Origin of the sequence: Streptomyces sp. NPDC007907, from assembly GCF_042959365.1 — a bacterium.
Taxonomy (GTDB): Bacteria; Actinomycetota; Actinomycetes; order Streptomycetales; family Streptomycetaceae; genus Streptomyces; species Streptomyces indiaensis.
This window is the reverse complement of record NZ_JBIBKR010000006.1, coordinates 168179-193144: the sequence shown is the minus strand read 5'-3', so window position 1 is coordinate 193144 and position 24966 is coordinate 168179. Positions and strand designations below refer to the sequence as shown.

General features: G+C 71.7%; 21 protein-coding genes and 1 tRNA gene. 17 read left to right on the top strand and 5 right to left on the bottom strand.

What is annotated here, in order from left to right:
* Positions 1-268: 268 nt before the first annotated feature.
* Positions 269-1798 (bottom strand): potassium/proton antiporter, encoded by a 1530-nt coding sequence (locus tag ACFZDI_RS25315; protein ID WP_344367913.1) that lies wholly within the window; start codon positions 1796-1798, stop codon positions 269-271.
* Between the two features lie 238 nt (positions 1799-2036).
* Here ACFZDI_RS25315 and ACFZDI_RS25310 point away from each other — a divergent pair, with 238 nt between their 5' ends.
* Complete coding sequence (locus tag ACFZDI_RS25310; RefSeq protein WP_234850489.1) at positions 2037-4874, top strand: penicillin acylase family protein; 2838 nt, start codon at positions 2037-2039, stop codon at positions 4872-4874.
* 96 nt (positions 4875-4970) lie between these two features.
* Here ACFZDI_RS25310 and ACFZDI_RS25305 read toward each other — a convergent pair whose 3' ends face one another.
* Positions 4971-5519 (bottom strand): 5-formyltetrahydrofolate cyclo-ligase, encoded by a 549-nt coding sequence (locus ACFZDI_RS25305; RefSeq protein WP_391253435.1) that lies wholly within the window; start codon positions 5517-5519, stop codon positions 4971-4973.
* Positions 5520-5687: 168 nt separating this feature from the next.
* Between ACFZDI_RS25305 and galU the strand changes: the two genes are divergently transcribed.
* The 7 genes from galU to ACFZDI_RS25270 all read left to right on the top strand — a co-directional run bounded on the left by galU (position 5688) and on the right by ACFZDI_RS25270 (position 11215).
* The gene (galU, locus tag ACFZDI_RS25300) at positions 5688-6587 is read left to right on the top strand and encodes a UTP--glucose-1-phosphate uridylyltransferase GalU (protein ID WP_391253433.1); all 900 of its coding nucleotides are present in this window, start codon (positions 5688-5690) and stop codon (positions 6585-6587) included.
* Positions 6588-6591: 4 nt separating this feature from the next.
* A complete protein-coding gene (gene glp, locus ACFZDI_RS25295) occupies positions 6592-7932 on the top strand; it encodes a gephyrin-like molybdotransferase Glp (protein ID WP_391253431.1) in 1341 nt (446 codons plus the stop codon).
* 82 nt (positions 7933-8014) lie between these two features.
* The gene (gene moaC, locus ACFZDI_RS25290; RefSeq protein ID WP_234850485.1) at positions 8015-8524 is read left to right on the top strand and encodes a cyclic pyranopterin monophosphate synthase MoaC; all 510 of its coding nucleotides are present in this window, start codon (positions 8015-8017) and stop codon (positions 8522-8524) included.
* The gene (locus tag ACFZDI_RS25285; RefSeq protein WP_234850484.1) at positions 8521-9021 is read left to right on the top strand and encodes a molybdenum cofactor biosynthesis protein B; all 501 of its coding nucleotides are present in this window, start codon (positions 8521-8523) and stop codon (positions 9019-9021) included. Before moaC ends, ACFZDI_RS25285 begins: the two co-directional genes overlap by 4 nt.
* 23 nt (positions 9022-9044) lie before the next feature.
* Positions 9045-9665 (top strand): GNAT family N-acetyltransferase, encoded by a 621-nt coding sequence (locus ACFZDI_RS25280; RefSeq protein WP_234850491.1) that lies wholly within the window; start codon positions 9045-9047, stop codon positions 9663-9665.
* Between the two features lie 172 nt (positions 9666-9837).
* On the top strand, positions 9838-11058 hold the full coding sequence (gene glpR / locus ACFZDI_RS25275) for a gephyrin-like molybdotransferase receptor GlpR (RefSeq protein ID WP_391253428.1): 1221 nt from the start codon (positions 9838-9840) through the stop codon (positions 11056-11058).
* An 83-nt stretch (positions 11059-11141) separates the two neighbouring features.
* Positions 11142-11215, top strand: a tRNA-Ala gene (locus ACFZDI_RS25270).
* Positions 11216-11345: 130 nt separating this feature from the next.
* Here ACFZDI_RS25270 and ACFZDI_RS25265 read toward each other — a convergent pair.
* Positions 11346-11834, bottom strand: coding sequence for a GNAT family N-acetyltransferase (locus ACFZDI_RS25265; RefSeq protein ID WP_234850482.1), 489 nt, complete (start codon positions 11832-11834; stop codon positions 11346-11348).
* A 60-nt stretch (positions 11835-11894) separates the two neighbouring features.
* Between ACFZDI_RS25265 and ACFZDI_RS25260 the strand changes: the two genes are divergently transcribed.
* Complete coding sequence (locus tag ACFZDI_RS25260) at positions 11895-12698, top strand: exodeoxyribonuclease III (protein ID WP_391253426.1); 804 nt, start codon at positions 11895-11897, stop codon at positions 12696-12698.
* Positions 12699-12708: 10 nt separating this feature from the next.
* On the opposite strand, the gene ACFZDI_RS25255 is transcribed toward ACFZDI_RS25260, so the two are convergent.
* Positions 12709-13350, bottom strand: coding sequence for a MerR family transcriptional regulator (locus ACFZDI_RS25255; RefSeq protein WP_344367919.1), 642 nt, complete (start codon positions 13348-13350; stop codon positions 12709-12711).
* 130 nt (positions 13351-13480) lie between these two features.
* Here ACFZDI_RS25255 and ACFZDI_RS25250 point away from each other — a divergent pair, with 130 nt between their 5' ends.
* The 4 genes from ACFZDI_RS25250 (at position 13481) to ACFZDI_RS25235 (ending at position 17094) form a co-directional block, all read left to right on the top strand.
* A complete protein-coding gene (locus tag ACFZDI_RS25250; protein ID WP_234847904.1) occupies positions 13481-15001 on the top strand; it encodes an NAD(P)/FAD-dependent oxidoreductase in 1521 nt (506 codons plus the stop codon).
* The gene (locus ACFZDI_RS25245; protein ID WP_234847903.1) at positions 14998-15921 is read left to right on the top strand and encodes an alpha/beta fold hydrolase; all 924 of its coding nucleotides are present in this window, start codon (positions 14998-15000) and stop codon (positions 15919-15921) included. The genes ACFZDI_RS25250 and ACFZDI_RS25245 overlap by 4 nt, the downstream gene beginning before the upstream one ends.
* Positions 15918-16802, top strand: a complete 885-nt coding sequence (locus ACFZDI_RS25240; RefSeq protein ID WP_234847902.1) for an SDR family oxidoreductase — start codon at positions 15918-15920, stop codon at positions 16800-16802. The genes ACFZDI_RS25245 and ACFZDI_RS25240 overlap by 4 nt, the downstream gene beginning before the upstream one ends.
* 76 nt (positions 16803-16878) lie before the next feature.
* Positions 16879-17094, top strand: coding sequence for a hypothetical protein (locus tag ACFZDI_RS25235; RefSeq protein WP_234847901.1), 216 nt, complete (start codon positions 16879-16881; stop codon positions 17092-17094).
* A 68-nt stretch (positions 17095-17162) separates the two neighbouring features.
* Here the strand turns inward: ACFZDI_RS25235 and ACFZDI_RS25230 are convergent, their stop codons facing one another.
* The gene (locus ACFZDI_RS25230) at positions 17163-20405 is read right to left on the bottom strand and encodes a S41 family peptidase (RefSeq protein ID WP_391253421.1); all 3243 of its coding nucleotides are present in this window, start codon (positions 20403-20405) and stop codon (positions 17163-17165) included.
* A gap of 155 nt (positions 20406-20560) precedes the next feature.
* Between ACFZDI_RS25230 and ACFZDI_RS25225 the strand changes: the two genes are divergently transcribed.
* The 4 genes from ACFZDI_RS25225 (at position 20561) to ACFZDI_RS25210 (ending at position 24953) form a co-directional block, all read left to right on the top strand.
* The gene (locus tag ACFZDI_RS25225) at positions 20561-21163 is read left to right on the top strand and encodes a TetR/AcrR family transcriptional regulator C-terminal ligand-binding domain-containing protein (protein ID WP_391253419.1); all 603 of its coding nucleotides are present in this window, start codon (positions 20561-20563) and stop codon (positions 21161-21163) included.
* Between the two features lie 95 nt (positions 21164-21258).
* Positions 21259-23469 carry an MMPL family transporter gene (locus ACFZDI_RS25220; RefSeq protein WP_391253417.1) on the top strand — a complete coding sequence of 737 codons (2211 nt, stop codon included), beginning with the start codon at positions 21259-21261 and terminating at the stop codon, positions 23467-23469.
* A gap of 126 nt (positions 23470-23595) precedes the next feature.
* Entirely contained in the window at positions 23596-24111 is a 516-nt protein-coding gene (locus tag ACFZDI_RS25215) for a YbaK/EbsC family protein (protein ID WP_391253416.1), read from the top strand.
* Positions 24108-24953, top strand: a complete 846-nt coding sequence (locus ACFZDI_RS25210; protein ID WP_234847896.1) for a DMT family transporter — start codon at positions 24108-24110, stop codon at positions 24951-24953. The genes ACFZDI_RS25215 and ACFZDI_RS25210 overlap by 4 nt, the downstream gene beginning before the upstream one ends.
* Positions 24954-24966: the final 13 nt, after the last annotated feature.

Below are 24966 nucleotides of genomic sequence, written 5' to 3'. Positions count from 1 at the left end.
TAACACCTTCATCGTACAGGGATCAAGGGGGGGGGTACGCCTGTGAAAGTGAGCACCATGGAGCTGCCGCCCTGCGAATCACAAAAGGTGCAAAACGCCCCGGTGGGTCTCCACCACGCCCGTGCCCCGCGCCCGAACGTGCCCCACGCGGCGAGCGCGCCCCACGCGGCGAGCGCGCCCCACGCCCCGGCACCCCCCGGCGCCGTCCCGCCTCACGCCCAAGCGCCCCCGGCGTCAGCGCGCCACGCGGCCCCGCACCCGGTCCCCCTCAGGCGTTCGCCCCGCCCGTCCCCAGCCAGCCGGCCAGCTTGCCGCCGTGGCCCACGGCCCGGAGCCGGCTCTCGGTGGCGTCCCGGACGGGGTCCGTGGCGACCACGAGCAGCTCGTCGCCCCGCTGCAGAATCGTCGTCGGCAGCGGAACGAAGGACTCGCCGCCGCGCACGATGAGCGTCACGGCGGCGCCGTGCGGCAGCCGCAGCTCGGCCACCTCCACACCGTGCATCTTCGATTCGCCGGGGATCGCCACGGACAGCAGATGCCCGCGCAACCGCTCAAGCGGCGCCGACTCGATGCCGAGGTCGGCCGCCTCCGAACCGTCCCCGAGGCGCAGCTTGCGGGCGAGCCAGGGCAGCGTCGGACCCTGGACCAGGGTGTAGACGACGACCAGCACGAAGACGATGTTGAAGATCCGGCGGCTGGCCTCGACGCCCTGCACCATCGGGATGGTCGCCAGGATGATGGGCACGGCTCCGCGCAGCCCCGCCCAGGACATCAGGACCTGTTCCTGCCACGACACCCGGAACGGCGACAGGCACAGCACCACGCTCAGCGGCCGCGCCACCATGGTCAGGACGAGCCCGATGACCAGCGCGGGCACGATGTCGTCGCCCAGCTCGTGCGGGGTGACCAGCAGGCCGAGCAGGACGAACATGCCGATCTGGGCCAGCCAGCCGAGCCCGTCGGCGAACCCGCGCGTGGCCGGCCAGTGCGGCAGCCGCGCGTTGCCCATCACCATCGCGGCGAGGTACACCGCGAGGAAGCCGCTGCCGTGCGCCAGAGCGCCGGCCGCGTACGCCACCACGGCGATCGCCATGACCGCGATCGGATAGAGGCCGGACGCGGGCAGCGCCACGTGCCGCAGGCCCCAGGAGCCCAGCCACCCCACCGCGAGCCCGATGGCCGCGCCGATGGCCAGCTCCAGCATGATCACGCCCAGCAGCGTGTACCAGTGCTCGACGGGACCCGCCGTGGACAGGGACACCACGAGGATGACCACCGGAGCGTCGTTGAAGCCGGACTCCGCCTCCAGCGTGCCCGTCACGCGCGCGGGCAGGGGGATCTTGCGCAGCACCGAGAACACGGCCGCCGCGTCCGTCGAGGAGACGACCGCCCCGATGATGAGTGCCTGCCGCCACTCCAGCCCGATCAGATAGTGCGCGGCCGACGCCGTCACCCCGACACTCACCGCGACACCGGCCAGCGCCAGTGCCGTGGCGGCCGGCAGGGCCGGCTTGATCTCCTTCCACTTCGTGCCCAGACCACCCTCGGCGAGGATCACGACCAGGGCCGCGTATCCGATGACCTGGGTCAGCTCGGCGTTGTCGAAGTGGATGTCGCCCACGCCGTCCTGGCCCATGGCGACGCCTATCCCCAGATACACGAGCAGGCTGGGGAGCCCGCTGCGCGAGGAGATCCGTACCGCTGCGACGGCGACGAGCAGGACGAGCGAGCAGACGAGCAGGAGCTGGTTGAGGTGGTGAACAGTCAGCGGCCGAATCCTTCCCTGGCCCGCACGCACGCGCGCGTGGGCTCACGTACATCGGACATGAAGCTGTGGCGCAGCGCGCCAACTACTTCGTTACCTTACCTAACTCTTGACGATTTCTTGACGCTTCCGGGAGCAGGATCGAACGTCAGTCCGTGCCGGTTCCCGACTCCGCGTCAAGGGGCGCAGGGCCCTGCGCCTATCGTTGCTCCAGCGCTCAGTTAAAAGCACAGCCGAACCTGCCGCTCGCGTTAGGACAGCAAGGACAGCGATGCCCACCGACACCACCGCCTCCACGGGTCAGCAGCCCGGCAAGTCCGGCAGGAGAAAGGGGCGCAAAGCCCGACTTATCGTGCTCGTCCTGGTGCTGGCCCTCATCGGGGGCGCGGCGTACGGGTCGTACTGGTCCATCAGTACCGTCCGGGCCTCCTTCCCGCAGACCGAGGGCACCCTCACGCTGAAGGGCCTGACCGGCCCCGTCGAGGTCAAGCGCGACACCTACGGCATCCCGCAGATCTACGCCTCCTCCGACGCGGACCTGTTCATGGCGCAGGGCTACGTCCAGGCGCAGGACCGCTTCTACGAGATGGACGTCCGCCGCCACATGGCCTCCGGCCGGCTCTCGGAGATGTTCGGCAAGAGCCAGGTCGACAACGACGAGTTCCTGCGCACCCTCGGCTGGGACCGGGTCGCCGAGCGGGAGTACGACACCAAGCTGTCGGCCACCACCAAGAAGTACCTCCAGGCGTACGCCCAGGGCGTCAACTCCTACCTCCAGGGCAAGGACAGCGAGGACATCTCGCTGGAGTACGCCGCCTTGGGCTTCACCAACGACTACAAGCCGCAGTCGTGGACCCCGGTCGACTCGATCTCCTGGCTGAAGGCGATGGCCTGGGATCTGCGCGGCAACATGCAGGACGAGATGGACCGCGCCCTGCTGACCAGCCGCCTGGGCCCGAAGCAGATCGCCGACCTGTACCCGCGGTACCCGTACAGCCGGAACAAGGCGATCGTCCAGGAGGGTCAGTACAACGAACTGACCGAGGCGTTCGAGCAGGGCGGCGCGTCCGGCGCCGGCGGCACCGCCGGGGCGAACGGAACCGGCGGCACCTCCACCGGCACGGCGTCCGGCGCCGGCGGCACCGGCACCGGAACCGGTACGGGTGGCGCCGGAACCGGCTCGGGCGGCGCCGCCTCGGGCACCGCAGGCCTGGACAGTCAGCTCGGCGGCCTGACCCGGGTCCTCGACGACCTCCCGCCGGCCGTCGGCGTCAACGGCGACGGCATCGGCTCCAACTCCTGGGTCGTCGGAGGGAAGTACACCATCACGGGCAAGCCGCTGCTGGCCAACGACCCGCACCTGTCGCCCTCCCTGCCGTCCGTCTGGTACCAGATGGGCCTGCACTGCCGCAGCGTCTCCAGCGCGTGCCAGTACGACGTCAGCGGCTACACCTTCGCCGGTATGCCGGGCGTGATCATCGGTCACAACCAGGACATCGCCTGGGGCATGACCAACTCCGGCGTGGACGTCACGGACCTCTACCTGGAGAAGATCACGGGCGACGGCTACCTCTACGACGGCAAGATCAAGCCATTCACGACGCGTGAGGAGACCATCAAGGTCGCCGGGGGTTCCCCCAAGAAGATCGTCGTCCGTGAGACCAACAACGGCCCCCTGTTGTCCGACCGCGACGAGGAGCTCGTGAAGGTCGGCAGGAAGGCCGCCGTCGACACCGCCGCGCCCGACCGGGGCGACGGCTACGGTGTCGCGCTGCGCTGGACCGCGCTGCAGCCCGGCACCACCATGGACGCCGTCTTCGCCATGGACAAGGCGAAGAACTGGACCGACTTCCGCAAGGCGGCCGCGCAGTTCGAGGTGCCCTCGCAGAACCTCGTCTACGCCGACAACGAGAACCACATCGGTTACACGCTGCCCGGGAAGATTCCCACGCGCGCGAAGAAGGACGACGGCTCGGTCCCGGCGCCCGGCTGGGACCCGGCGTACCGCTGGACCGGCTACGTCCCGCAGGACGCGCTGCCCTACGAGTACGACCCGGAGCGCGGCTACATCGTCACCGCCAACCAGGCCGTGATCGATCCGGACACGTACCCGTACACGCTCACCGCGGACTGGGGCTACGGCGCGCGCAGCCAGCGGATCGCCGACCTGATCCAGTCGAAGATCAAGGACGGCGGCAAGATCTCCACGGACGACATGCGCCAGATGCAGCTGGACAACAGCAGCGAGGTCGCCCGGCTGCTGGTGCCCACGCTGCTGAAGGTCGACCCGGAGAACAAGGACGTCCGCGAGGCGCAGAAGCTCCTGGAGGGCTGGGACTACACCCAGGACGCCGACTCGGCTGCGGCGGCCTACTTCAACGCCGTCTGGCGCAACGTCCTCAAGCTGGCCTTCGGCAACAAGCTGCCCAAGGAGCTGCGGCCCAAGGGGCAGTGCCTGTGGGTCGAGCCGGTCAACACCACGGGCCCGGCCGACGAGGCCGAGAAGGTCCGCGAGTGCGGCCAGCGCGACCCCGACCAGGCGCAGCCGGACGGCGGTGACCGCTGGTTCGAGGTGGTCCGGGGGCTCATGGACCAGCCGGACAGCGACTGGTGGAAGACGCCCAAGGTGAGCAGCGGCCGCCCCGGCGCCGTCAACCGCGACGAGCTGTTCAAGCGGGCCATGATCGACGCCCGCTGGGAGCTGACCGCCAAGCTCGGCAAGGACATCGACTCCTGGAGCTGGGGCCGGCTGCACCGCCTGTTCCTGAAGAACCAGACCCTCGGCACCGCGGGCCCCGGTTTCATCCAGTACGCCCTCAACCGCGGCCCGTGGGAACTGGGCGGCGGCGAGGCCACGGTCAACGCAGCCGGCTGGAACGCGGCCGGCGGCTACGGGGTGGTGTGGGTGCCGTCCATGCGGATGGTGGTGAACCTCGGCGACCTCGACAAGTCGAAGTGGATCAACCTCACCGGCGCCTCGGGGCACGCCTACAGCGCGCACTACGTCGACCAGACCGACAAGTGGGCCGACGGTGAACTGCTGCCGTGGGCCTTCTCGGACCAGGCGGTCGAGAAGAACACGGCCGACAAGCTGGTGCTCAAACCCTGAGCCGACGACGCCCGCAGGACGAACGGCCCTCCACGCACGCGTGGAGGGCCGCTTCTGTTCCGGAGCCCAGGGGCCCGCGGCACCAGGGCCCCGGCGTCAGGGCGCGGGGCGGAACCGCCGTACGCCGGACGGGGTCACCACCGCGTGCACCGGCCGGTCGTGCGGCTCCTCCGGGACGTGCTCGACGACCTCGGAGTCGTACAGCAGCACCACCAGGGCGGGATGAGCGCCCGCCCGCTCCAGCCGCGCCAGGACCCGGTCGTACGAGCCGCCGCCCCGGCCGAGCCGCATCCCGCGCGCGTCCACCGCGAGCCCCGGCAGCAGCACGGCGTCGGCGGTGGTCACGGCGTCCGGCCCGAGGCGTTCGCCGACGGGCTCGAAGAGGGCCATCCTGCCGCCGTGCCGGATCCGGGCGAGCGACTCCTGCCCCTCGTACGCGCCCCAGTCGAGGTCGTTGTCGGGCAGCAGAGCCGGAAGCAGCACGCGCACGCCCCGAGCGCGCAGAGCGTCCAGGAGCGCGAGGGTGCCGGGTTCACTCCCCACGGAGACATACGCCGCGACCGTGTCGGCTTCTGCCAACTCGGGTAGCCCCAGCGCCTGCCTGGCCAGAGCGGCCGACGTTTCCCGCAGGTCATCCGCCGTCAACCTGTTCCTCACCGCGAGGAACTCGCGTCGCAAACTCCGCTTGTCAGGCTCGCCCGGACGTGCGATAGGCCTCAAAGGTTGCTCCCGTAGTATGGCAATACGCTCATATGAGCGTCTATGAACCGGAGTCGCAGATTCCATGCAAAGGCACCGGATAGGGTGGCGCACATGACTCAGCACCCTCGGATCAGCAAGGCTGTCATTCCCGCAGCAGGCCTCGGCACCCGGTTCCTGCCGGCCACCAAAGCCACCCCCAAGGAAATGCTGCCGGTCGTCGACAAGCCCGCGATCCAGTACGTGGTCGAGGAGGCCGTCGCGGCGGGTCTCGACGACGTCCTCATGGTGACGGGCCGCAACAAGCGCCCCCTCGAGGACCACTTCGACCGCAACTACGAGCTGGAGTCGGCTCTGCAGAAGAAGGGCGACGCCGGCCGTCTCGCCAAGGTGCAGGAGTCCAGCGACCTCGCGACCATGCACTACGTCCGCCAGGGCGACCCCAAGGGCCTCGGCCACGCCGTCCTGTGCGCCGCCCCGCACGTGGGCGAAGAGCCCTTCGCGGTCCTCCTCGGCGACGACCTCATCGACCCCCGCGACCCGCTGCTGCAGCGCATGGTCGAGGTCCAGGAGCAGCGCGGCGGCAGCGTCATCGCGCTCATGGAGGTCGCCCCGGAGCAGATCCACCTCTACGGCTGCGCGGCCGTGGAGACCACCGAGGACAGCGACGTCGTCCGGGTCAGCGGCCTCGTCGAGAAGCCCGACCCGGCCGACGCCCCGTCCAACTACGCCATCATCGGCCGCTATGTCCTCGACCCGCACATCTTCGAGATACTGCGCCGGACCGAGCCGGGCCGCGGCGGCGAGATCCAGCTCACCGACGCCCTCCAGCAGCTCGCCGAGGACGAGAAGATCGGCGGCCCGGTGCACGGCGTCGTCTTCAAGGGCCGCCGCTATGACACCGGCGACCGCGGCGACTACCTGCGTGCCATTGTCCGACTCGCATGCGAACGTGAAGACCTGGGCCCGGACTTCCGGACCTGGCTTCGCAGTTACGTAGCCGAGGAGATGTAGCACGTTGAGCAGCGCCGCGCCCCACGTCACCGGCCAGGACCACAGCGGCCCCGACCACCTCTGGTCGGTGGACGAGCACCTGGAGGACATCCTCGCCACCGTCCGGCCCCTGGAGCCCATCGAGCTGCACCTGCTCGACGCCCAGGGCTGCGTCCTCGTCGAGGACATCACGGTGCCGGTGTCCCTGCCGCCCTTCGACAACAGCTCGATGGACGGCTACGCGGTACGGGTCGCGGACGTCGCGGGCGCGAGCGAGGAGTTCCCGGCGGCCCTGGAGGTCGTCGGGGACGTCGCCGCGGGCCAGGCCGACCTGCTGCACGTGGGCCCCGGCCAGGCCGCCCGCATCATGACCGGCGCCCCGCTGCCGGCCGGCGCCGAGACGGTCGTGCCCGTCGAGTGGACCGACGGCGGTCTCGGCGAGGGCCCGGTCCACGGCATGCGCGCCCGCAGCCTCGCCCCCGAGGGCGCCACCGGGCACGTCCTGGTGTACCGCCCGGCCGAGGCCCGCGCACACGTGCGCGCCAAGGGCAGCGACGTGAAGGCCGGCGACCGCGCCCTGGCGGCCGGCACCGTCCTCGGCCCGCCCCAGATCTCCCTGCTCGCTGCCATCGGCCGCGGCACGGTCCGCGTGCGCCCGCGCCCGCGGGTGGTGGTGCTCTCCACCGGCAGCGAACTCGTCCAGCCCGACACCGAACTGGGCACGGGTCAGATCTACGACTCCAACAGCTTCGCCCTCACCGCCGCCGCCCGCGACGCCGGGGCCATCGCCTACCGCGTGGGGGCCGTCGCCGACGACGCCGAGATCCTGCGCTCCACCATCGAGGACCAACTGGTCCGCGCGGACCTGATGGTCACCACCGGCGGCGTGAGCGTCGGTGCGTACGACGTGGTCAAGGAGGCCCTGTCCCACGTCGCGGACGAGGACGAGGCGGGCAGCGGCATCGAGTTCCGCAAGCTCGCCATGCAGCCCGGCAAGCCCCAGGGCTTCGGCTCCATCGGCCCCGACCACACCCCGCTGCTGGCCCTGCCCGGCAACCCGGTGTCGTCGTACGTCTCCTTCGAGCTGTTCGTCCGCCCCGCGATCCGCACCCTCATGGGGCTCAAGGACGTCCACCGTCCGACGACCCGGGCGACGCTGTCCGCCGACAAGGCGCTGACCAGCCCGAAGGGCCGTCGGCAGTTCCTGCGCGGCACCTACGCCGACGGCAAGGTCACGCCGGTCGGCGGCGCCGGGTCCCATCTGGTCGCGGCCCTCGCCCACGCGGACGCCCTGATCGCCGTCCCCGAGGACACCGTCTCCGTCGAACCCGGCACCGACGTCGAGGTGGTCCTGCTCGGCCGATAGCCCCTGGTTGGGGGTACCGTGTCGCGCACAACAGGCCCATGCGCCGCACCGCGACGGGCCCGGACCGGGAGCGCCACACAGCATGAGCACGCAGGACCCATCCCCGCACGACGGCCGTACGCCGGAACGGCTGACGCACATCGACGAGGCGGGCGCCGCCCGCATGGTCGACGTGTCGGAGAAGGACGTGACCGCGCGCACCGCACGGGCCAGCGGGCGCGTCCTCGTCTCGCCCCGTGTGATCGAGCTGCTGCGCGGCGAGGGCGTACCCAAGGGCGACGCCCTCGCGACCGCGCGCATCGCCGGGATCATGGGCGCCAAACGCACCCCCGACCTGATCCCGCTCTGTCACCCGTTGTCGGTGTCCGGTGTGAAACTGGACCTGTCGGTCGCGGACGACGCCGTGGAGATCCTGGCCACCGTGAAGACGACGGACCGCACGGGCGTCGAGATGGAGGCCCTCACCGCGGTCTCCGTCGCCGCGCTCACCGTGATCGACATGGTCAAGGCGGTCGACAAGGGAGCGGTCATCACGGACGTACGGGTGGAGCAGAAGACGGGCGGCAAGTCGGGCGACTGGAGCCGGTCATGACGTACCGCGCTCTCGTCGTCACGGCCTCGAACCGGGCCGCCGCAGGGATCTACGAGGACAAGGGCGGCCCGCTGGTCTCCGACGGCCTGAAGGGCTTCGGCTTCGAGGTCGACGGCCCGCAGGTCGTCCCCGACGGGGACCCGGTGGAGGCCGCTCTGCGCGCCGGGGTCGACGCCGGCTACGACGTCATCGTCACCACCGGGGGCACGGGCATCTCGCCCACCGACCGCACCCCCGAGGCGACCCGTCGCGTGATCGGCCACGAAGTGCCGGGCATCGCCGAGGCCATCCGGGCGTACGGCCGCCAGAAGGTGCCGACCGCGGCGCTCTCCCGGGGCCTGGCCGGAGTGGCGGGCGGCACGCTGATCGTGAATCTGCCCGGCTCCAGCGGCGGGGTGAAGGACGGCCTCGCCGTCCTGGAACCGCTGCTGGTCCACGCAGTCGAACAGCTCCGGGGCGGCGACCACCCCAGACCCGGCAGTGGGGGTGCGAGCTGAACAGCCCATCCTGGCCCGTGGAGCTGGTGGACGGCGACATCGTCCTCAGGCCGATAAAGCTGCGCGACCAGCGGGCCTGGCGCGAGGTCAACCGGCGCAACCGCGACTGGTTGCGCCCCTGGGAGGCCACGATCCCGCCGCCCACACCGGGCGGTCCGATGACGCACCGCCCGACCTTCCGCCAGATGGTCCGCCATCTGAGGTCGGAGGCGAACGCGGGCCGGATGCTGCCCTTCGTCATCGAGTACGAGGGGCGGCTGGTCGGGCAGTTGACCGTCGCCGGGATCACCTGGGGCTCGATGTGCTCGGGCCACGTCGGGTACTGGGTGGACGAGTCGGTGGCCGGCCGCGGGGTGATGCCGACGGCGGTGGCGCTCGTCGTGGACCACTGTTTCCGCACCGTCGGACTGCACCGCATCGAGGTCTGCATTCGCCCGGAGAACGGGCCCAGCCGCCGGGTCGTGGAGAAACTCGGATTCCGCGAGGAGGGGCTGCGGCCGCGCTATCTCCACATCGACGGAGCATGGCGCGATCATCTCGTCTTCGCCCTCACCGCCGAGGAAGTCCCGGACGGGCTGCTGAGGCGCTGGCACCGGTCGCGGTCGCGGAGTAATCCGGGAATGCGACCACACCCCGGGAATTGAATGTATGTTCGAAATTGATCGAGCAGTGACTGTCTCGGGGCAATGAATTCCCGGCTCGGGTGGCCTGCTGATCGCATCGGTCACAAAAAAAGTTCGAAATATCAGCCAGATCGTGCGACACACCGGCTCAATTGGCAGATGGCCTCACACAAACCCCTCTACGGTGTGAGACGTGAGCAGCAGCGGCCTCATCTACGCAGTCATTGTCGGGGCCTGGGCCGCCTACTTGGTGCCGATGTGGCTCCGTAGGCAGGACGAGCTGAACGAGGCCCGTCCGACGGAACGCTTCAGCACCGCCATCCGGCTGCTGTCCGGACGGGCGGGAATGGAGCGCCGGTACGCCAAGGACCTGCGGGCGCGCTCCACCGACGAGGGGGAGCAGGACGCCGACGACCCGGATGCCGTCACCGACTCGGTGGACGTCCGGGCCTTCGCCGTGTCCAAGACCCGTCCGCAGACCCAGGCACCCGTACCGTCGCCCGCCCCGGAGCAGCCGGCCCGCCCGGCGAGCCCCGAACCTCAGGCCCGGCAGTCGCCCGCACCCGACGCGGCGCGCTCCGGGCGCCCCCGGGAACGGGTCCCCGCCGCCCGCCGCAACGCCTCCGCGCAGGCGAACCAGGCGGCCGCGGCACGAGCCCGGCGCTCGAAGGTGCTCGCGCGCCGCCGACGCACCACCATCATGCTGTTCCTCGCCTTCACCCTCGGCGCGATCGTCGCCGCGGTCGGAGGGCTCGCCTTCCTGTGGGCCCCCGGCGTGCCCGCGATCATGCTCAGCGTCTACATCGCCTATCTGCGCTCCCAGGAGCGCCGCCGCTTCGCCTATCAGATGGACCGCCGGATGGCCGAGGCGGCGGCCCAGCGCCTGCGCGAGCGGCAGCGCCAGCCCCGTCGGCGTGCCCTGGCCGACGAGGGGAGCGACGAGCCGGAGGAGGCACCCGAGCCGGTGACCGACCCCGGCCTGTCGGCCCTCGCCGCCGACCGGCGCGCCCTCGTCGAGCAGACCGACCACGCGGAGTGGGTCGACCAGCAGCGCGAGCGCCGGCGGCCGCCCGGGCAGGGCGGCGACAGCTGGGATCCGGTGCCGGTGCCGCTGCCGACGTATGTGACGGCCCCGGTCGCCCCGCGCGCCACCAGCGACGTGGACCTCGGCGCCCCCGACACCTGGAGCGCTGCCCGGTCGAGCACGGTGACCCCGGACGCCGAGTGCGACTCCACCGGCGCCGACCGCCCGGACGAGCCGCACCCCTCCGTCCAGGAGACCGGTGAGGGCGAGGGTGACGGCCGCACCGACGCCCGTCGCGCGGCCTCCGCCCGGCGGGCCCGGGAGCGCGGCCGCACCCCGCTGTTCGACCAGTACGAGGACGGGGAGCGCCCCCGGGCGGCCAACGAGTAGCGCCGCGAAGCCGCAGGTGACCGCCCCTGGGGAACGGATTTCCAAGCAGGCCGATCGGGGTGCTAGAGTTTCACTCGTTGCAAGGGCCTGTGGCGCAGTCCGGTAGCGCACCTCGTTCGCATCGAGGGGGCCAGGGGTTCAAATCCCCTCAGGTCCACGCAGCTCAGAGCCCGGTCGGGAAACCGACCGGGCTCTGACGTATGTTCAGGCCCGGGCGGTGCGCGACGGGCGGTTGTGGCCCGCGCCTCGTGACGCGGGCCACAACCGGAGCCGTCGCTGAGTGCCCGTCAGCCGGTCGGCCGCAGATCCTTGGAGAAGCAGCGGCTCGCCTCGTGGAAGCGGTAGTAGCCGAACTTCGCGCACGGCGCGTAGCCGCTGGACGTGTACAGGGCGATGGCCTCGGGCTGCTTGGTGCCGGTCTCCAGGACCATGCGGAGGCGGCCGGCCGAGCGGGCGTCCTCCTCCAGGGCGGCCAGGATGCGGCGGGCCAGGCCCCGGCCGCGCATGCCGTCGACCACGAACATGCGCTTGAGCTCGGCGTCGCCGTCGAGGTTGCCCTCGCCGTTGGTGTCCTGGGCGCGCCAGCCGCCCGAGGCGACGGGGGTGCCGTGCTCGTCGTACGCGATCAGGTAGACGCCGTTCGGCGGGTCGAAGTCCGCGGCGGCCATGGGCGTGGCGTCGCCGTCGTCGCCGTAGCGGACCGCGTACTCGGCCTGGACCTGGTCGTTCAGCTTCATGGCGTCGGGGTGGTCGAAGGAGACCCGGCGTATGTGCATGGCCGCTACCGTATTCGATCCGGAACTGGACCTCGTCCAGTGTGCCGGTATCGTGCCGGGGTGCTCACTGTGACCTCTGTGAATGTGAACGGGCTGCGTGCCGCCGCGAAGAAGGGCTTCGCGGAGTGGCTCGCCGGGACGGAAGCCGACGTGCTGTGCCTCCAGGAGGTGCGGGCCGAGCCGGAGCAGCTGCCGGAGCACGTCCGCACGCCCGAGGGGTGGCACGTGGTGCACGCGCCGGCCGCCGCCAAGGGGCGGGCGGGGGTGTCCCTGTACAGCCGCCGCGAGCCCGACCGGGTGCGGATCGGGTTCGGGTCGGAAGAGTTCGACGGCAGCGGCCGGTACGTGGAGACCGACCTGCCGGGAGTCACCGTCGCTTCCCTCTACCTGCCCTCCGGCGAGGTCGGCACGGAGCGGCAGGACGAGAAGGAACGCTTCATGGGCGAGTTTCTCCCCTATCTCAAGGGGCTGCGGGAGCGGGCCGCCGCCGAGGGCCGCGAGGTGCTCGTCTGCGGCGACTGGAACATCGCCCACCAGCGGGCCGACCTGAAGAACTGGCGCGGCAACCAGAAGAGCTCCGGCTTCCTGCCCGAGGAGCGGGAGTGGCTGACCCGCGTCTTCGACCCGGCCGACGGCGGATACGTCGACGTCGTCCGCGCCCTGCACCCGGACACCGAGGGCCCGTACTCGTGGTGGTCGTACCGGGGGCGGGCCTTCGACAACGACACCGGGTGGAGGATCGACTACCACGGGGCCACCCCGGGGCTCGCCGAGCGTGCGGTGAAGGGGTTCGTGGAGCGGGCCGCCACGCACGCCGAGCGGTGGTCCGACCATGCGCCCGTGACCGTCGTCTACGACCGCTAGAAACAACCCCCTAAGGTCTGCGCATCCTCCGGTCCAGCGCCAGGGACAGTTCCGCCTCCACCACGCTGCGGGCCAGGGGGCGTAGGCGGGGGAGGTCCTCGGGGGTGGTGTGGCGGGTGACCAGGTCGGTGAAGAGGTCTGCCAGGGCGTCGGCGTGGGTGCGGACCTGGGCGGCGGCGCGGAGGACCTCCGCGAGGGGGATGCCCTCGTGGACGAGGGCCGAGGAGACGTCGAGCAGGCGGCGGCTGATGTGGACGATCTCCTCGCCGTCGGTGCCGAGGTAGCCGAGTTCCATGGCGGCGGCGAGGTTCTCCGGTGTGGCCTCACCCGCGAAGTGGTCGGCGAGTTCCTCGGGGGTGAGGTGGACCGGCTCCTCCTCGGTGGGGCCGCCGACGCCGAGCAGGTCGCCGACGTCCCGGCCGTGGTCGAACGCCTCGGCCAGTTCCGCGATGCCGTTGAGGGTGTGGCCGCGTTCCAGCAGGGCGGTGATCGTGCGCAGCCGGGCCAGGTGGTGGTCGTCGTACCAGGCGATGCGGCCTTCGCGGCGGGGCGGTGGGATCAGTTTGCGCTCGCGGTAGAAGCGCAGGGTGCGCACCGTGATCCCGGCGAGGCGGGCCAGCTCTTCCATGCGGTATTCACGCTTCTCGGCCACCTGGGCACCTTAAGGCGTACTGCGGGTAACTTCCTTGTCCCGCCCCCTACCCATCAGTACGCCGCTGCCCTACGCTCCCACTGCGCCAGTGTTCACTGGCACGGTTCTCGTGGTGTGTGGAGGTGTCGGCGTGGGCGAGCGTGAACACGAGCATGTGCGGGTCGCGGTGGTCGGGTCCGGTTTCGGCGGGCTGGGGGCGGCCGTGCGGCTGCGCCGCGAGGGTGTCACCGACTTCGTCGTCCTGGAGCGGGCGAGCAGTGTCGGCGGCACCTGGCGGGACAACAGCTACCCGGGATGCCGGTGCGACGTGCCGTCGCACCTCTACTCCTTCTCCTTCGCGCCCCACCCCGACTGGCCGCGCACCTTCTCGGGGCAGGAGCACATCCGCGCCTATCTGGAGCACGTGACGGACGTGTTCCGGCTGCGGCCGCACCTCCGCTTCGACTCGGAGGTGAAGCGGATGACCTGGAACGGCGAGCGGCTGTGCTGGGACATCGAGACCAGCAGCGGGAACCTGTCGGCGGACCTGGTCGTGTCGGCCACGGGCCCGCTGTCCGACCCGAAGGTGCCCGCCATCCCCGGGCTGGAGTCCTTCCCGGGCAAGGTGTTCCACTCGGCCCGCTGGGACCACGACTACGACCTGCGCGGCAAGCGCGTGGCGATGGTCGGCACCGGCGCCTCGGCCGCGCAGATCGTGCCGGCGATCCAGCCCGACGTCTCGCGGCTCACCCTGTTCCAGCGCACCCCGCCCTGGGTCATGCCCCGCATCGACCGGAACATCAGCGGCGCCGAGCGGTGGCTGCACCGGCAGCTGCCCTTCACCTCGCAGCTCAGGCGCGGACTGCTGTGGGGCATCCGCGAGTTGCAGGTCCAGGCGTTCACCAAGCATCCCAAGCAGCTCGGGTTCATCGAGGACCTGGCCCGGCGCAACATGGCCCGCGCCATCAAGGACCCGGCCCTGCGGGCGAAGCTCACCCCGGACTACCGCATCGGCTGCAAGCGGATCCTGCTGTCCAGCGACTACTACCCGGCGCTCGCGCAGCCGAATGTGGACGTCGTCGCGAGCGGGCTGACCGAGGTCCGCGGCTCGACCCTCGTCGCCGCCGACGGCAGTGAGGCCGAGGTGGACGCGATCGTCTTCGGCACCGGCTTCCACGTCACCGACATGCCCATCGCCGAGCGGGTGGTGGGCGCCGACGGGCGGACCCTCGCCGAGACGTGGAAGGGCGGCATGGAGGCCCTGCGCGGCGCCTCCGCGGCCGGCTTCCCCAACTGGATGACGATCATCGGACCCAACACCGGCCTCGGGAACTCCTCGATGATCCTGATGATCGAGTCCCAGCTGAACTACCTCGCCGACTACGTCCGTCAGCTCGACGTGCTCGGCGGCCGGGTCGCCCTGGACGCCCGCCCGGACGCCGTGCGCACTTGGAACGAGAAGGTGCAGGAACGCATGAGGCGCACCGTGTGGAACACCGGTGGCTGCACCAGCTGGTACCTCGACGCGAGCGGCCGCAACACCACCATCTGGCCCGGCACCACCGGTGAGTTCCGGCGGGCGACGCGACGGGTGGACCTCGCGGAGTACGAGGTCCTGCGCGCCCCCGTGCCGGAGCAGCGCGCCGTGCGGAAGGCCGAGGTGGACGCGTGAGCCGCCTCCTGCACGTCGACTCCGGTCCGTACGCCCCGCCCGCCCCCGCGCGTGAACTGACCGCGGTCTCCGCCGACGGCGCCCGCCTGCACGTCGAGGTCCACGGGCCGGAGGGCGCGCCCGCGGTCGTCCTGGCCCACGGCTGGACGTGTTCCACCGCCTTCTGGGCGGCCCAGCTGCGCGACCTTTCCGCCGACCACCGGGTCATCGCCTACGACCAGCGCGGCCACGGACGCAGCCCCGCGAGCCCCGCGTGCAGTGCCGACGCGCTCGCCGACGACCTGGAAGCCGTCCTCACGGCCACCCTCGCGCCCGGTGAACAGGCCGTGATCGCGGGGCACTCCATGGGCGGCATGACGGTGATGGCGGCCTCCGCGAGAGCCACGTTCCGGGCGCACGCGGCCGCCGTCCTGCTGTGCAGCACGGGCAGTTCGCAGCTGGTCGCGGCCTCCACCGTCGTGCCGATGCGGGCCGGGCGGGCGCGCACCTGGCTGACCCGGCGGATCCTCGGCTCCCGCGCCCCGCTCGGGCCGGTCACGCCGCTGGCCCGCCGGATCCTCAAGTACGGCACGATGGGCCCCGGTTCGGGCCCGCACATGATCGAGGCGTGCGCCCGGATCGTGCACGCCTGCCCCCGCACGGTCCGCCACTCCTGGTCGCAGGTGCTGGACCTGCTGGACCTCGACCACGGCGTGCGGGAGTTGGACGTGCCCACCGCCGTGATCGTCGGTACGGCGGACCGGCTGACGCCGCCGGTGCAGGCCCGGGCCCTGGCCGCCGCGCTGCCGCGGTGCACCGGGATCACCGAGCTGCCCGGCATCGGCCACATGACGCCCGTCGAGGCGCCCGACCTGGTCAGCGGCACCATCAGGGAACTCGTCCACGCACACATCCAGGTCGTAACCGAGGAGAGCGCATGAGCAAGGTGAACCTCGAGGGCAAGGTCGCCGTCGTGACCGGGGCGGCGCGCGGCGTCGGGGAGTTGCTGGCCCGCAAGCTCTCCGCGCGCGGGGTGAAGGTGGCGCTGGTCGGTCTGGAGCCGGACGCGCTCAAGCAGGTCTCCGCGCGGCTGCACAGCGAGAGCGACCACTGGCACGCCGACGTCACCGACCACGAGGCGATGGTCCGCGTGGCGGGTGAGGTCGAGGAGCGCTTCGGCCGGGTCGACATCGTCGTCGCCAACGCCGGTGTCGCCACCGGCGGTCCGTTCGCGGACTCCGACCCGGAGTCGTGGCGGCGGGTCATCGAGGTCAACCTGATCGGTTCGGCGGTCACCGCCCGCGCCTTCCTGCCGCTGCTGACGCGCAGCCGGGGCTATCTGCTGCAGATCGCGTCCCTCGCCGCGATCACCCCGGCGCCGATGATGACCGCGTACTGCGCGTCCAAGTCGGGCGTGGAGGCGTACGCGCACAGCCTGCGGGCCGAAGTCGGGCACCGGGGCGTGAAGGTGGGCGTCGGCTACCTGTCGTGGACCGACACCGACATGGTGCGCGGGGCCGATCAGGACGACGTGATGCGGGAGTTGAGGCAGCGGCTGCCCTGGCCGTCCAACAAGACGTATCCGCTGGGGCCGGCCGTGGACCGGCTCGTGGAGGGGATCGAGCGCCGGTCGAGCCATGTGTACGGGCAGTGGTGGCTGCGCGGGATGCAGGGGGTGCGCGGCTATCTGCCCGCGGTCATCGGGACGGTGGGCCAGCGCGAGATGCGGAGGTTCGCGGACCGGCTGACGGGCATGCGCACGGGCCTGGTCGGGGCCGGTGGAGCCGCCGACGAACAGCAGCGCACTACGCTCCGTAAGTGATCGACATGCGCAGGGTCACGGCCCGTGTGAATCTGATCGAGCCAGATCCCCTCACCCCCAACGGGAGTGAACCCACATGGGTATGAAGGACCAGTTCCAGGAGAAGTCCGAGCAGTGGCAGAACCAGGCTCGCCAGAAGGCGGACCAGGCTCGCGAGCAGATGCAGGGCCGCGGTCGCCGGCGCGACGAGGACATGGACCCCTCGCAGCCGCAGCGCGACCGTGAGCGCTCGGAGCCGCAGCGCGACCGTGAGCGTGACGAGGACCGCTTCGACCAGGACTACGACGCCTGACGTTGCGAGCCGCAGGAAAGGGGTGTCCCCGAGCGGGGCGCCCCTTTCCCCTTGTACCGCCCGGGCGTTCACGTCCTGGGTGGCAGCTTCGGGCGGGAGCGGTCCGGTACGTCGCTGTAGGTCGGCGGTGTCGCCGGCGGGTCGGTCTCCAGCAGCCCGAGCGCCAGCTCCACCGCGTCGGTCAGCTGGGCGTGGCGTCCCTCGGCCCAGTCCAGCGGGGTGCGGAGGACGTCGATGTCCGGGTCGACGCCCTTGTTCTCCACCGACCAGCCGTAGGCGTCGAACCAGGCGGCGTTCATCGGCACGGTGATCACCGTGCCGTCGCCCAGTTCGTGGCGGCCGGTCATGCCGACCACGCCGCCCCAGGTGCGCTGCCCGACGACCGGGCCGAGCTTCAGCAGCTTGAACGCGGCGGTGATCATGTCGCCGTCGGAGGAGGTCGCCTCGTCCGCCAGCGCCACGAGCGGGCCGCGCGGCGCGTTCGAGGGGTAGGACACCGGCTGGGCGTCGCGGGTCAGGTCCCAGCCCAGGATCGTCCGGCTCAGCGTCTCGACGACCAGCTCGCTGATGTGGCCGCCCGCGTTGCCGCGCACGTCCACGATCAGCGCCGGGCGGGACACCTCCATGCGCAGGTCGCGGTTGAACTGCGCCCAGCCCGAACCGCCCATGTCCGGGATGTGCAGGTAGCCGCAGCGCCCGCCGCTCAACTCGCGCACCACGGCTCGGCGTTTGGCCACCCAGTCCTGGTAGCGCAGCGGCCGCTCGTCGACGAGCGGTACGACGGCGACCCGGCGCGGCGGCCCCTGGCCCTGCGCCGAGTCCTCGGCCGGGGTGAAGGTCAGCTCCACCGTCGTGCCGCCCGCGCCGGCCAGCAGCGGATACGGGCCCGCGTCCGGGTCCACCGGGCGGCCGTCGACATGGGTGAGGACCGCGCCCTCCCGGATGCCCGTGCCGGCCAGCGGGGAGCGGGCCTTGGAGTCGGAGGAGTCGCCGGGCAGGATCCGCTTGACCGTCCAGCCGGCGTCCCGGCGTACGAAGTTGGCGCCCAGCAGGCCCTGCCGGCGCTGGTAGTGCGGGGGGCCCTCGTTGCGCCGGGCGGCGGTGACGTAGGCGTGGGAGGTGCCCAGTTCGCCGAGGACCTCGCGCAGCAGGTCCGCGAACTCGTCGGGGGAGGCGACCCGTTCGACCAGCGGACGGTACTGGTCCAGCACCCCGTCCCAGTCGATGCCGCACATGCCCGGCTCCCAGAAGTAGGCCCGGGTCAGCCGCCCCGCCTCCTCGTAGGCCTGCCGCCACTCCGCGGCCGGGTCCACCGTGTGCAGGATGCGGCGGGCGTCGATCCACACCGTGGAGTCGCTGTCGCCCGGCTCGTTGGCCGGCACCGCCCGCAGCTCGCCCTCGTCGACGATCACCAGCCGGCTGCCGTCGCCGCTGACCGCGAACCAGTCGAGGTGCTGGGCGAGTTCGGACTTCCTGGCCTTGGTGATGGAGAAGTGCTCCAGGGTGGGGCGGCCGCTGGTGTCGTCCGGGTTGGCGAAGGTCTCGCCGAGGGCGCCGGAGATCGGCCAGCGCAGCCACACCAGCCCGCCGCCGGCGACCGGGTGCAGCGCCGAGTACTTGGAGGCGGCCACCGGGAACGGCGTGACGCGGCTCTCCAGCCCCTCCACCTCGACGGTCACGGCCCCGTGGTCCCCGTTGTCGTCGTCCTCGACCGGGTCCAGGCCCCCGGCGGCCGGGCGGCCCTCGGGGTTCAGCGCGAACGGGGAGGGCGTCGCGGAGGACAGCGGCACGAGGTAGGGGCGGCAGCCCAGCGGGAAGGACAGGTCGCCGGTGTGCACGTCGTAGACGGGGTCGAAGCCGCGCCAGGACAGGAAGGCGAGGTAGCGGCCGTCGCGGGTGAAGACCGGGTTCTCGTCCTCGAAGCGGCCGTTGGTCACGTCGACGACGACCCGGTCGGCGAGCCGGGCCATCTTGATCTGCCGCAGGGTCCGCCCGATGCCCGGGTGCGACCAGGTGAGCCACGCCCCGTCCGGGGAGAAGGCGAGGTCGCGCACGGGCCCGTTGATCGACCGGATCAGCTCGGTGACCTCGCCGCCGGAGTCCTCGGTGACGTCGACGAGGAGGAGCCGGCCGTCGTGCGAGGCGACCGCGAGCCGCTCGCCGTCGGGGTCCGAGACCAGCTCGCGCACCCGGCCCAGCTCACCCGGGGCCAGCCGCCGGGGCGCGCGGTCGCCGCTCGCCCTGGGCAGGAAGGCGATCTCGACGGCGTCGTCGCCCTCGGCGTCCGTCACGTACGCCACCCGCCCGCTCCCGCCGAGCATCTCCGGCATCCGGACCCGGACGCCCGGGGTGTCGGTGAGGGTGCGGGCCGGGCCGTCGCGGTGGGTCAGCCAGTACAGGCTGCCCCGCACGACGACGGCGCTGGCCCGCCCCGTCTCGTCGACCGAGAGCCCGTCGACGTGCCGGGACGCGGCCACCTGGTAGGGGCGCCGCCCCGCCCGCGGCCCGCTCAGCCGTACGTCCAGCCGACGCGGCTCGGAGTCCGGGGACAGGTCGTCGACGATCCACAGGTCCCCCGCGCACTGGTACACCACCCGGGTGCCGTCGCTGGCGGCGTGCCGGGCGTAGAAGGCGTCGTGGTCGGTGTGCCGGCGCAGATCGGAGCCGTCGTGGGCGCAGGAGTAGAGGTTGCCGACGCCCTCGTGGTCGGAGAGGAAGGCGATGCGGCCGCCGACGAACAGGGGGGAGTGCAGATGACCGCCGATGCCCTCCAGCAGCCGTTCGCCGTGCAGCCAGAGCCTGCCCCTGGCGCCGCCGCGGTAGCGCTTCCAGGAGGCGGGTTCGTGCGGCGGGGTGCCGGTGAGGAGGAGGGATTTGCGCTCCCCGTCGACGTCGGCGACCTGGATGTCGGAGACCGGCCCCCAGGGCAGTTTGCGGCCCGGGTCGCCGCCGGGCGTGACCTTGTAGGCCCAGGTGAAGTAGGAGAACGGCTCGCCGTGTGAGGCCACGGCCAGGATCTCGCCGTCCGGGGTCCAGCCGCAGACCCGCGTGTCGGCGCTGCCCCAGTGGCTCACCTGGCGGCTCGGGCCGCCGTCCACCGGGACGACGTGGACCTCGGGCACCAGGCTGCGCCAGCTCGTGTACGCGAGCTGGCGGCCGTCGGGCGAGAAGCGGGGGTGGCCCAGCTTGGTGCGGTCGACGGTGAGCCGCCAGGCGCGGCCGGGGGCGTCGAGCGGGGCGAGCCAGAGGTCGTCCTCGGCCACGAAGCACAGCAGGCCGTCATGGAGGTGCGGCAGACGCAGATAGGTCACGTCCTCATGCTTTGCCGGGGGACGTACCCGGGCAACTCAGGACGGAAGTCCGGCCGTGACCCAGGACACGTACGAAACGGTTTCGTTTTCTTAGGGGGTGCGCTACCTTCGTGACGTACGGAACCGTGTCGTTCGGAAGCAGGAGGGTGAGAGGGATGAGCGAGGTCGCCGCCGCGCGTCGCAGCCGGATCACCCCCGAGCGTGAGGCCGAGCTCTACGCGGCCGTGCTCGACCTGCTCCGCGAAGTCGGCTACGACGCCCTCACCATGGACGCCGTGGCCGCCCGCACCCGGTCCAGCAAGGCCACGCTCTACCGCCAGTGGGGCGGCAAGCCGGAGCTGGTGGCGAAGGCGATCCGGCACAACAAGCCGGGCAACATCGCCGACATCGACACCGGGTCCCTGCGGGGCGACCTGCACGCCCTCACCTCCCGTGAGGACGACTGCACCATGCAGCAGAACGCCGCGCTGATGCGGGGCCTGTTCATGGCGGTGCACGCCAACCCGGACCTCCTCCAGGCGTTCAAGGAACTCCTCGTGGAGCCGGAGATGGCGGAGTTCCACCGGGTGGTGCAGCGGGCCGTCGACAGAGGCGAGGTCCGTGCCGACTGCCCGGCGCTGGAATACGTCGTCCACATGCTCATCGGCGCGTTCGCGACGCGCACGCTGATCGACGACCGGCCTCCGACGCAGCGGTTCCTCATCTCGTACATCGACGCCGTGGTCCTCCCCGCCCTCGGCGTACCCACCACCGACTAGTCCCCTCGGCCAGCACCTACCTGACGTCTCCGCTCATGTCGTCGGGCTGATCACCCCTGCCCTGAAGACCCACGACTGACCGGGAGTACGCCCTCGTGGCCACTTTCCTCTACAGACTCGGCCGGCTCTCGTTCCGGCGGCGGCACGTCGTCGCCCTGATCTGGGTCGCGCTGCTGACCCTCGCCGGTGTCGGCGCCGCCAGTGCCCCCACCGCGGGCAACAGCTCGTTCTCCATACCCGGCACCGAGGCCCAGAAAGCCTTCGACCTGCTGGAACAGCGCTTCCCCGGCACCAGCGCCGACGGCGCCACCGCCCGCGTCGTCTTCAAGGCGCCCGACGGCCAGAAGATGACCGACCCCGGCAACAAGGCGACGGTCCAGGACACCGTGAAGGACCTCTCCGACGGTTCCGAGGTCGTCCGCGTCACCGACCCCTACCGGGCGAAGGCCGTCAGCAAGGACGGCACCATCGCCTACGCGCAGGTGTCGTACAAGGTCTCCGGCATGGAACTGGACGACGCCGCCAAGGACGCCCTGGAGGACAGCGCCCGGGACGCGCGCGAGGCCGGGCTGACCGTCGAGATCGGCGGTGACGCGCTCCAGGCCGTCCCGCACACCGGCTCCAGCGAGGTCATCGGCATCGCGGTCGCCGCGGTCGTCCTCGTCATCACCTTCGGCTCGCTGGTCGCGGCCGGGCTGCCGCTGCTGACGGCGCTCATCGGCGTCGGCATCGGAGTCTCCGCGATCACGGGCCTGGCCAGTGCGCTGGACCTGGGCACCACCACCTCCACCCTGGCGATGATGATCGGCCTGGCCGTCGGCATCGACTACGCGCTGTTCATCGTCTCCCGCTACCGCGCCGAGCTGGCCGAGGGCCGCGAGCGCGAGGAGGCGGCCGGCCGGGCCGTCGGCACCGCGGGCTCCGCGGTGGTCTTCGCTGGTCTGACCGTGGTGATCGCGCTGGTGGGCCTGTCCGTGGTCAACATCCCGATGCTGACGAAGATGGGCATCGCCGCGGCGGGCACCGTGGCCATCGCGGTGCTGATCGCCCTGACGATGGTCCCCGCCCTGCTCGGACACGCGGGCCGCAAGGTGAAGCCGATGGGGGAGAAGGGCAAGCTCCTCGGCCGCGCGAAGAAGGAGCAGGACCGGCCGGCCAAGCCGAACCTGGGCACCCGCTGGGCGAGCTTCGTCGTCCGCCGCCCGGTCGCGGTCCTGCTGCTCGGCGTCATCGGCCTCGGCGCGGCTGCCGTCCCGGCGACCTCCCTCGAACTGGGTCTGCCCGACGACGGCTCCCAGCCCACCTCCACCACCCAACGCCGTGCCTACGACCTGCTGTCCGAGGGCTTCGGGCCGGGCTTCAACGGCCCGCTGATGGTCGTCGTCGACGCGAAGGACAGCGACGACCCGAAGGCGGTCTTCGCCAAGACCGGCGACGAGATCAAGGGCCTGAAGGACGTCGTCACGGTCACGCCGGCGCAGCCCAACAAGGCCGGCGACACCGCCACCATCACCGTCATCCCCGGCTCCAAGCCCTCCTCCGTCACCACGGAGAACCTGGTGCACGGCATCCGGGACGCGGGCACGGACATCAAGGCCGACACCGACGCGGGCGTCCTGGTCACCGGCAGCACGGCGATGAACATCGACGTCAGCGAGAAGCTCAACGACGCGCTGGTGCCGTACCTGGTGCTCGTGGTCGGCCTGGCCTTCCTGCTGCTGATCGTGGTCTTCCGCTCGATCCTGGTCCCGCTGAAGGCGGCCCTCGGCTTCCTGCTGTCGGTGATGGCCGCCCTCGGCGCGGTCGTCGCGGTCTTCCAGTGGGGCTGGCTGTCGGACCTCATGGGGGTCGAGCAGACCGGGCCGGTCATGTCGATGATGCCGATCTTCATGGTCGGTGTGGTCTTCGGCCTGGCGATGGACTACGAGGTGTTCCTCGTGACCCGGATGCGGGAGGCCTACGTCCACGGTGAGAAGCCGGCCCAGGCCGTCGTCACCGGGTTCCGGCACGGCGCCCGGGTCGTCACCGCCGCCGCCGTCATCATGATGGCCGTCTTCGCGGGCTTCATCGGCTCCTCCGAGTCCATGGTCAAGATGATCGGCTTCGGCCTCGCGATCGCGGTGTTCTTCGACGCGTTCATCGTCCGCATGGCCATCGTCCCGGCCGTCCTGGCCCTCCTCGGCCGCAAGGCCTGGTGGCTGCCCAGGTGGCTCGACCGCGCGCTGCCCAACGTCGACGTGGAGGGCGAGGGCCTGCGCACCCGCACCGACCGCGACGACGAGAACCGGGAGCTGGTCCGCGCCTGACGGGGGCGCCGTGAGAACCGGCCGGTGAGGGCTCCGTGGGGACGGGGACCCTCACCGGCCTCCCCGCTCCCCGCGCTGGCCGGAACCCACTCGCGTGGCCGATACACGCACCGTTACGGTGCCTTCATGACGACGACAGCCGCCACTGACGCCGAGGGCTCCGGAGCCCACCCCCGGTTCGCCGAGGCCCTGCGCGAGCTCGGGCTCGGACACCTCGTACCGCAGGTCCGCCGCTTCCCCGACGCCACCCGTACCGCCACCGAGGCCGCTGCCGCGGTCGGGTGCGAGCTCAGCCAGATCTGCAAGTCGCTGGTCTTCGCGGCGGACAGCGTTCCGGTGCTCGTCCTGATGGACGGGGCCTCGCGGGTCGACCTCGAACTCGTCCGCGAGGAGCTCGGCGCCGACAAGGTCACCCGGGCAAAGGTGGACGTCGTACGGGAGACCACCGGGTACGCCATCGGCGGCGTGCCGCCCTTCGGGCACAGGACCAGGACCCGGGTGCTCGCCGACCGCTCCCTGCTGCGGCACGACGTCGTCTGGGCCGCCGCCGGCACGCCGTACACCGTGTTCCCCCTGGCTCCCCGGGACCTCGTCGCCCACGCCGACGCCACGCTGGTGGACGTGCGCGAGCGCACCTCGTGACCCCGCTGGTCACCGCCGCCGTCCTGCTCGCCGCCGTCACCCACGCCAGCTGGAACGCCATCGCCCACAAGATCACCGACAAGACGGCCGGCTTCGCGCTGATCTCGGGCGGCGGCCTGGTCATCGGGCTGGCCATGGCGCCCTTCGTGGCGTTCCCGGCCAGCGGGGCGTGGCCCTACCTGCTCGGCTCCGCCGCCGTCCACATCGCCTACTACGCCCTGCTGATGACGTCCTTCCGGCTGGGTGACTTCGGACAGGCCTACCCCATCGCCCGGGGCACCGCGCCGCTCGTCGTGACCCTGCTCGCCGCCCTCTTCGCACACGAGGTGCCCGACGGGTGGGCCGCCGCCGGGATCGCCGTGTCCTGCGCGGGGCTCACCGGCGTCGCCCTGTGGGGGCTGCGCGGGCGGCGGCCCGACTGGGCGGCGATCGGAGCGGCCCTGGCGACCGGGCTGACCATCGCGGTCTACACGGTCGTCGACGGACTGGGCGTGCGGGCCTCCGGCTCCTCCTTCGGGTACATCGCCTGGCTGATGGCGGTGCAGGGGGTGGTGATCCCGGCGTACGTCGTCTGGCGCCGGCGCGGGGAGACCGTCGCGCTCCTGCGGCCCTTCGCCGGGATCGGGCTGATCGGCGCCGCGCTGTCCGTCGCCGCCTACGCCCTCGTCCTGTGGGCCCAGACCAGGGCCGAACTGGCTCCCATCGCGGCGCTGCGCGAGTCGTCGATCATCGTGGGCGCGGCGATCGGGGCCGTGTTCTTCAAGGAGCGGTTCGGGGCGCCGAGGATCGCGGCGGCGGGTCTGCTGGTCGTCGGGATCGGACTGATGCTGCACACCGGATAGGGCCCTGCCAGGC

Coding starts and splice junctions, on each gene's coding strand:
- galU (WP_391253433.1), top strand. CDS start 5,688: ATGACTCAGCACCCTCGGATCAGCAAGGCTGTCATTCCCGCAGCAGGC.
- ACFZDI_RS25285 (WP_234850484.1), top strand. CDS start 8,521: ATGACGTACCGCGCTCTCGTCGTCACGGCCTCGAACCGGGCCGCCGCA.
- ACFZDI_RS25265 (WP_234850482.1), bottom strand. CDS start 11,834: ATGCACATACGCCGGGTCTCCTTCGACCACCCCGACGCCATGAAGCTG.
- ACFZDI_RS25225 (WP_391253419.1), top strand. CDS start 20,561: ATGAGCGAGGTCGCCGCCGCGCGTCGCAGCCGGATCACCCCCGAGCGT.
- ACFZDI_RS25240 (WP_234847902.1), top strand. CDS start 15,918: ATGAGCAAGGTGAACCTCGAGGGCAAGGTCGCCGTCGTGACCGGGGCG.
- moaC (WP_234850485.1), top strand. CDS start 8,015: ATGAGCACGCAGGACCCATCCCCGCACGACGGCCGTACGCCGGAACGG.
- ACFZDI_RS25310 (WP_234850489.1), top strand. CDS start 2,037: ATGCCCACCGACACCACCGCCTCCACGGGTCAGCAGCCCGGCAAGTCC.
- ACFZDI_RS25235 (WP_234847901.1), top strand. CDS start 16,879: ATGGGTATGAAGGACCAGTTCCAGGAGAAGTCCGAGCAGTGGCAGAAC.
- ACFZDI_RS25215 (WP_391253416.1), top strand. CDS start 23,596: ATGACGACGACAGCCGCCACTGACGCCGAGGGCTCCGGAGCCCACCCC.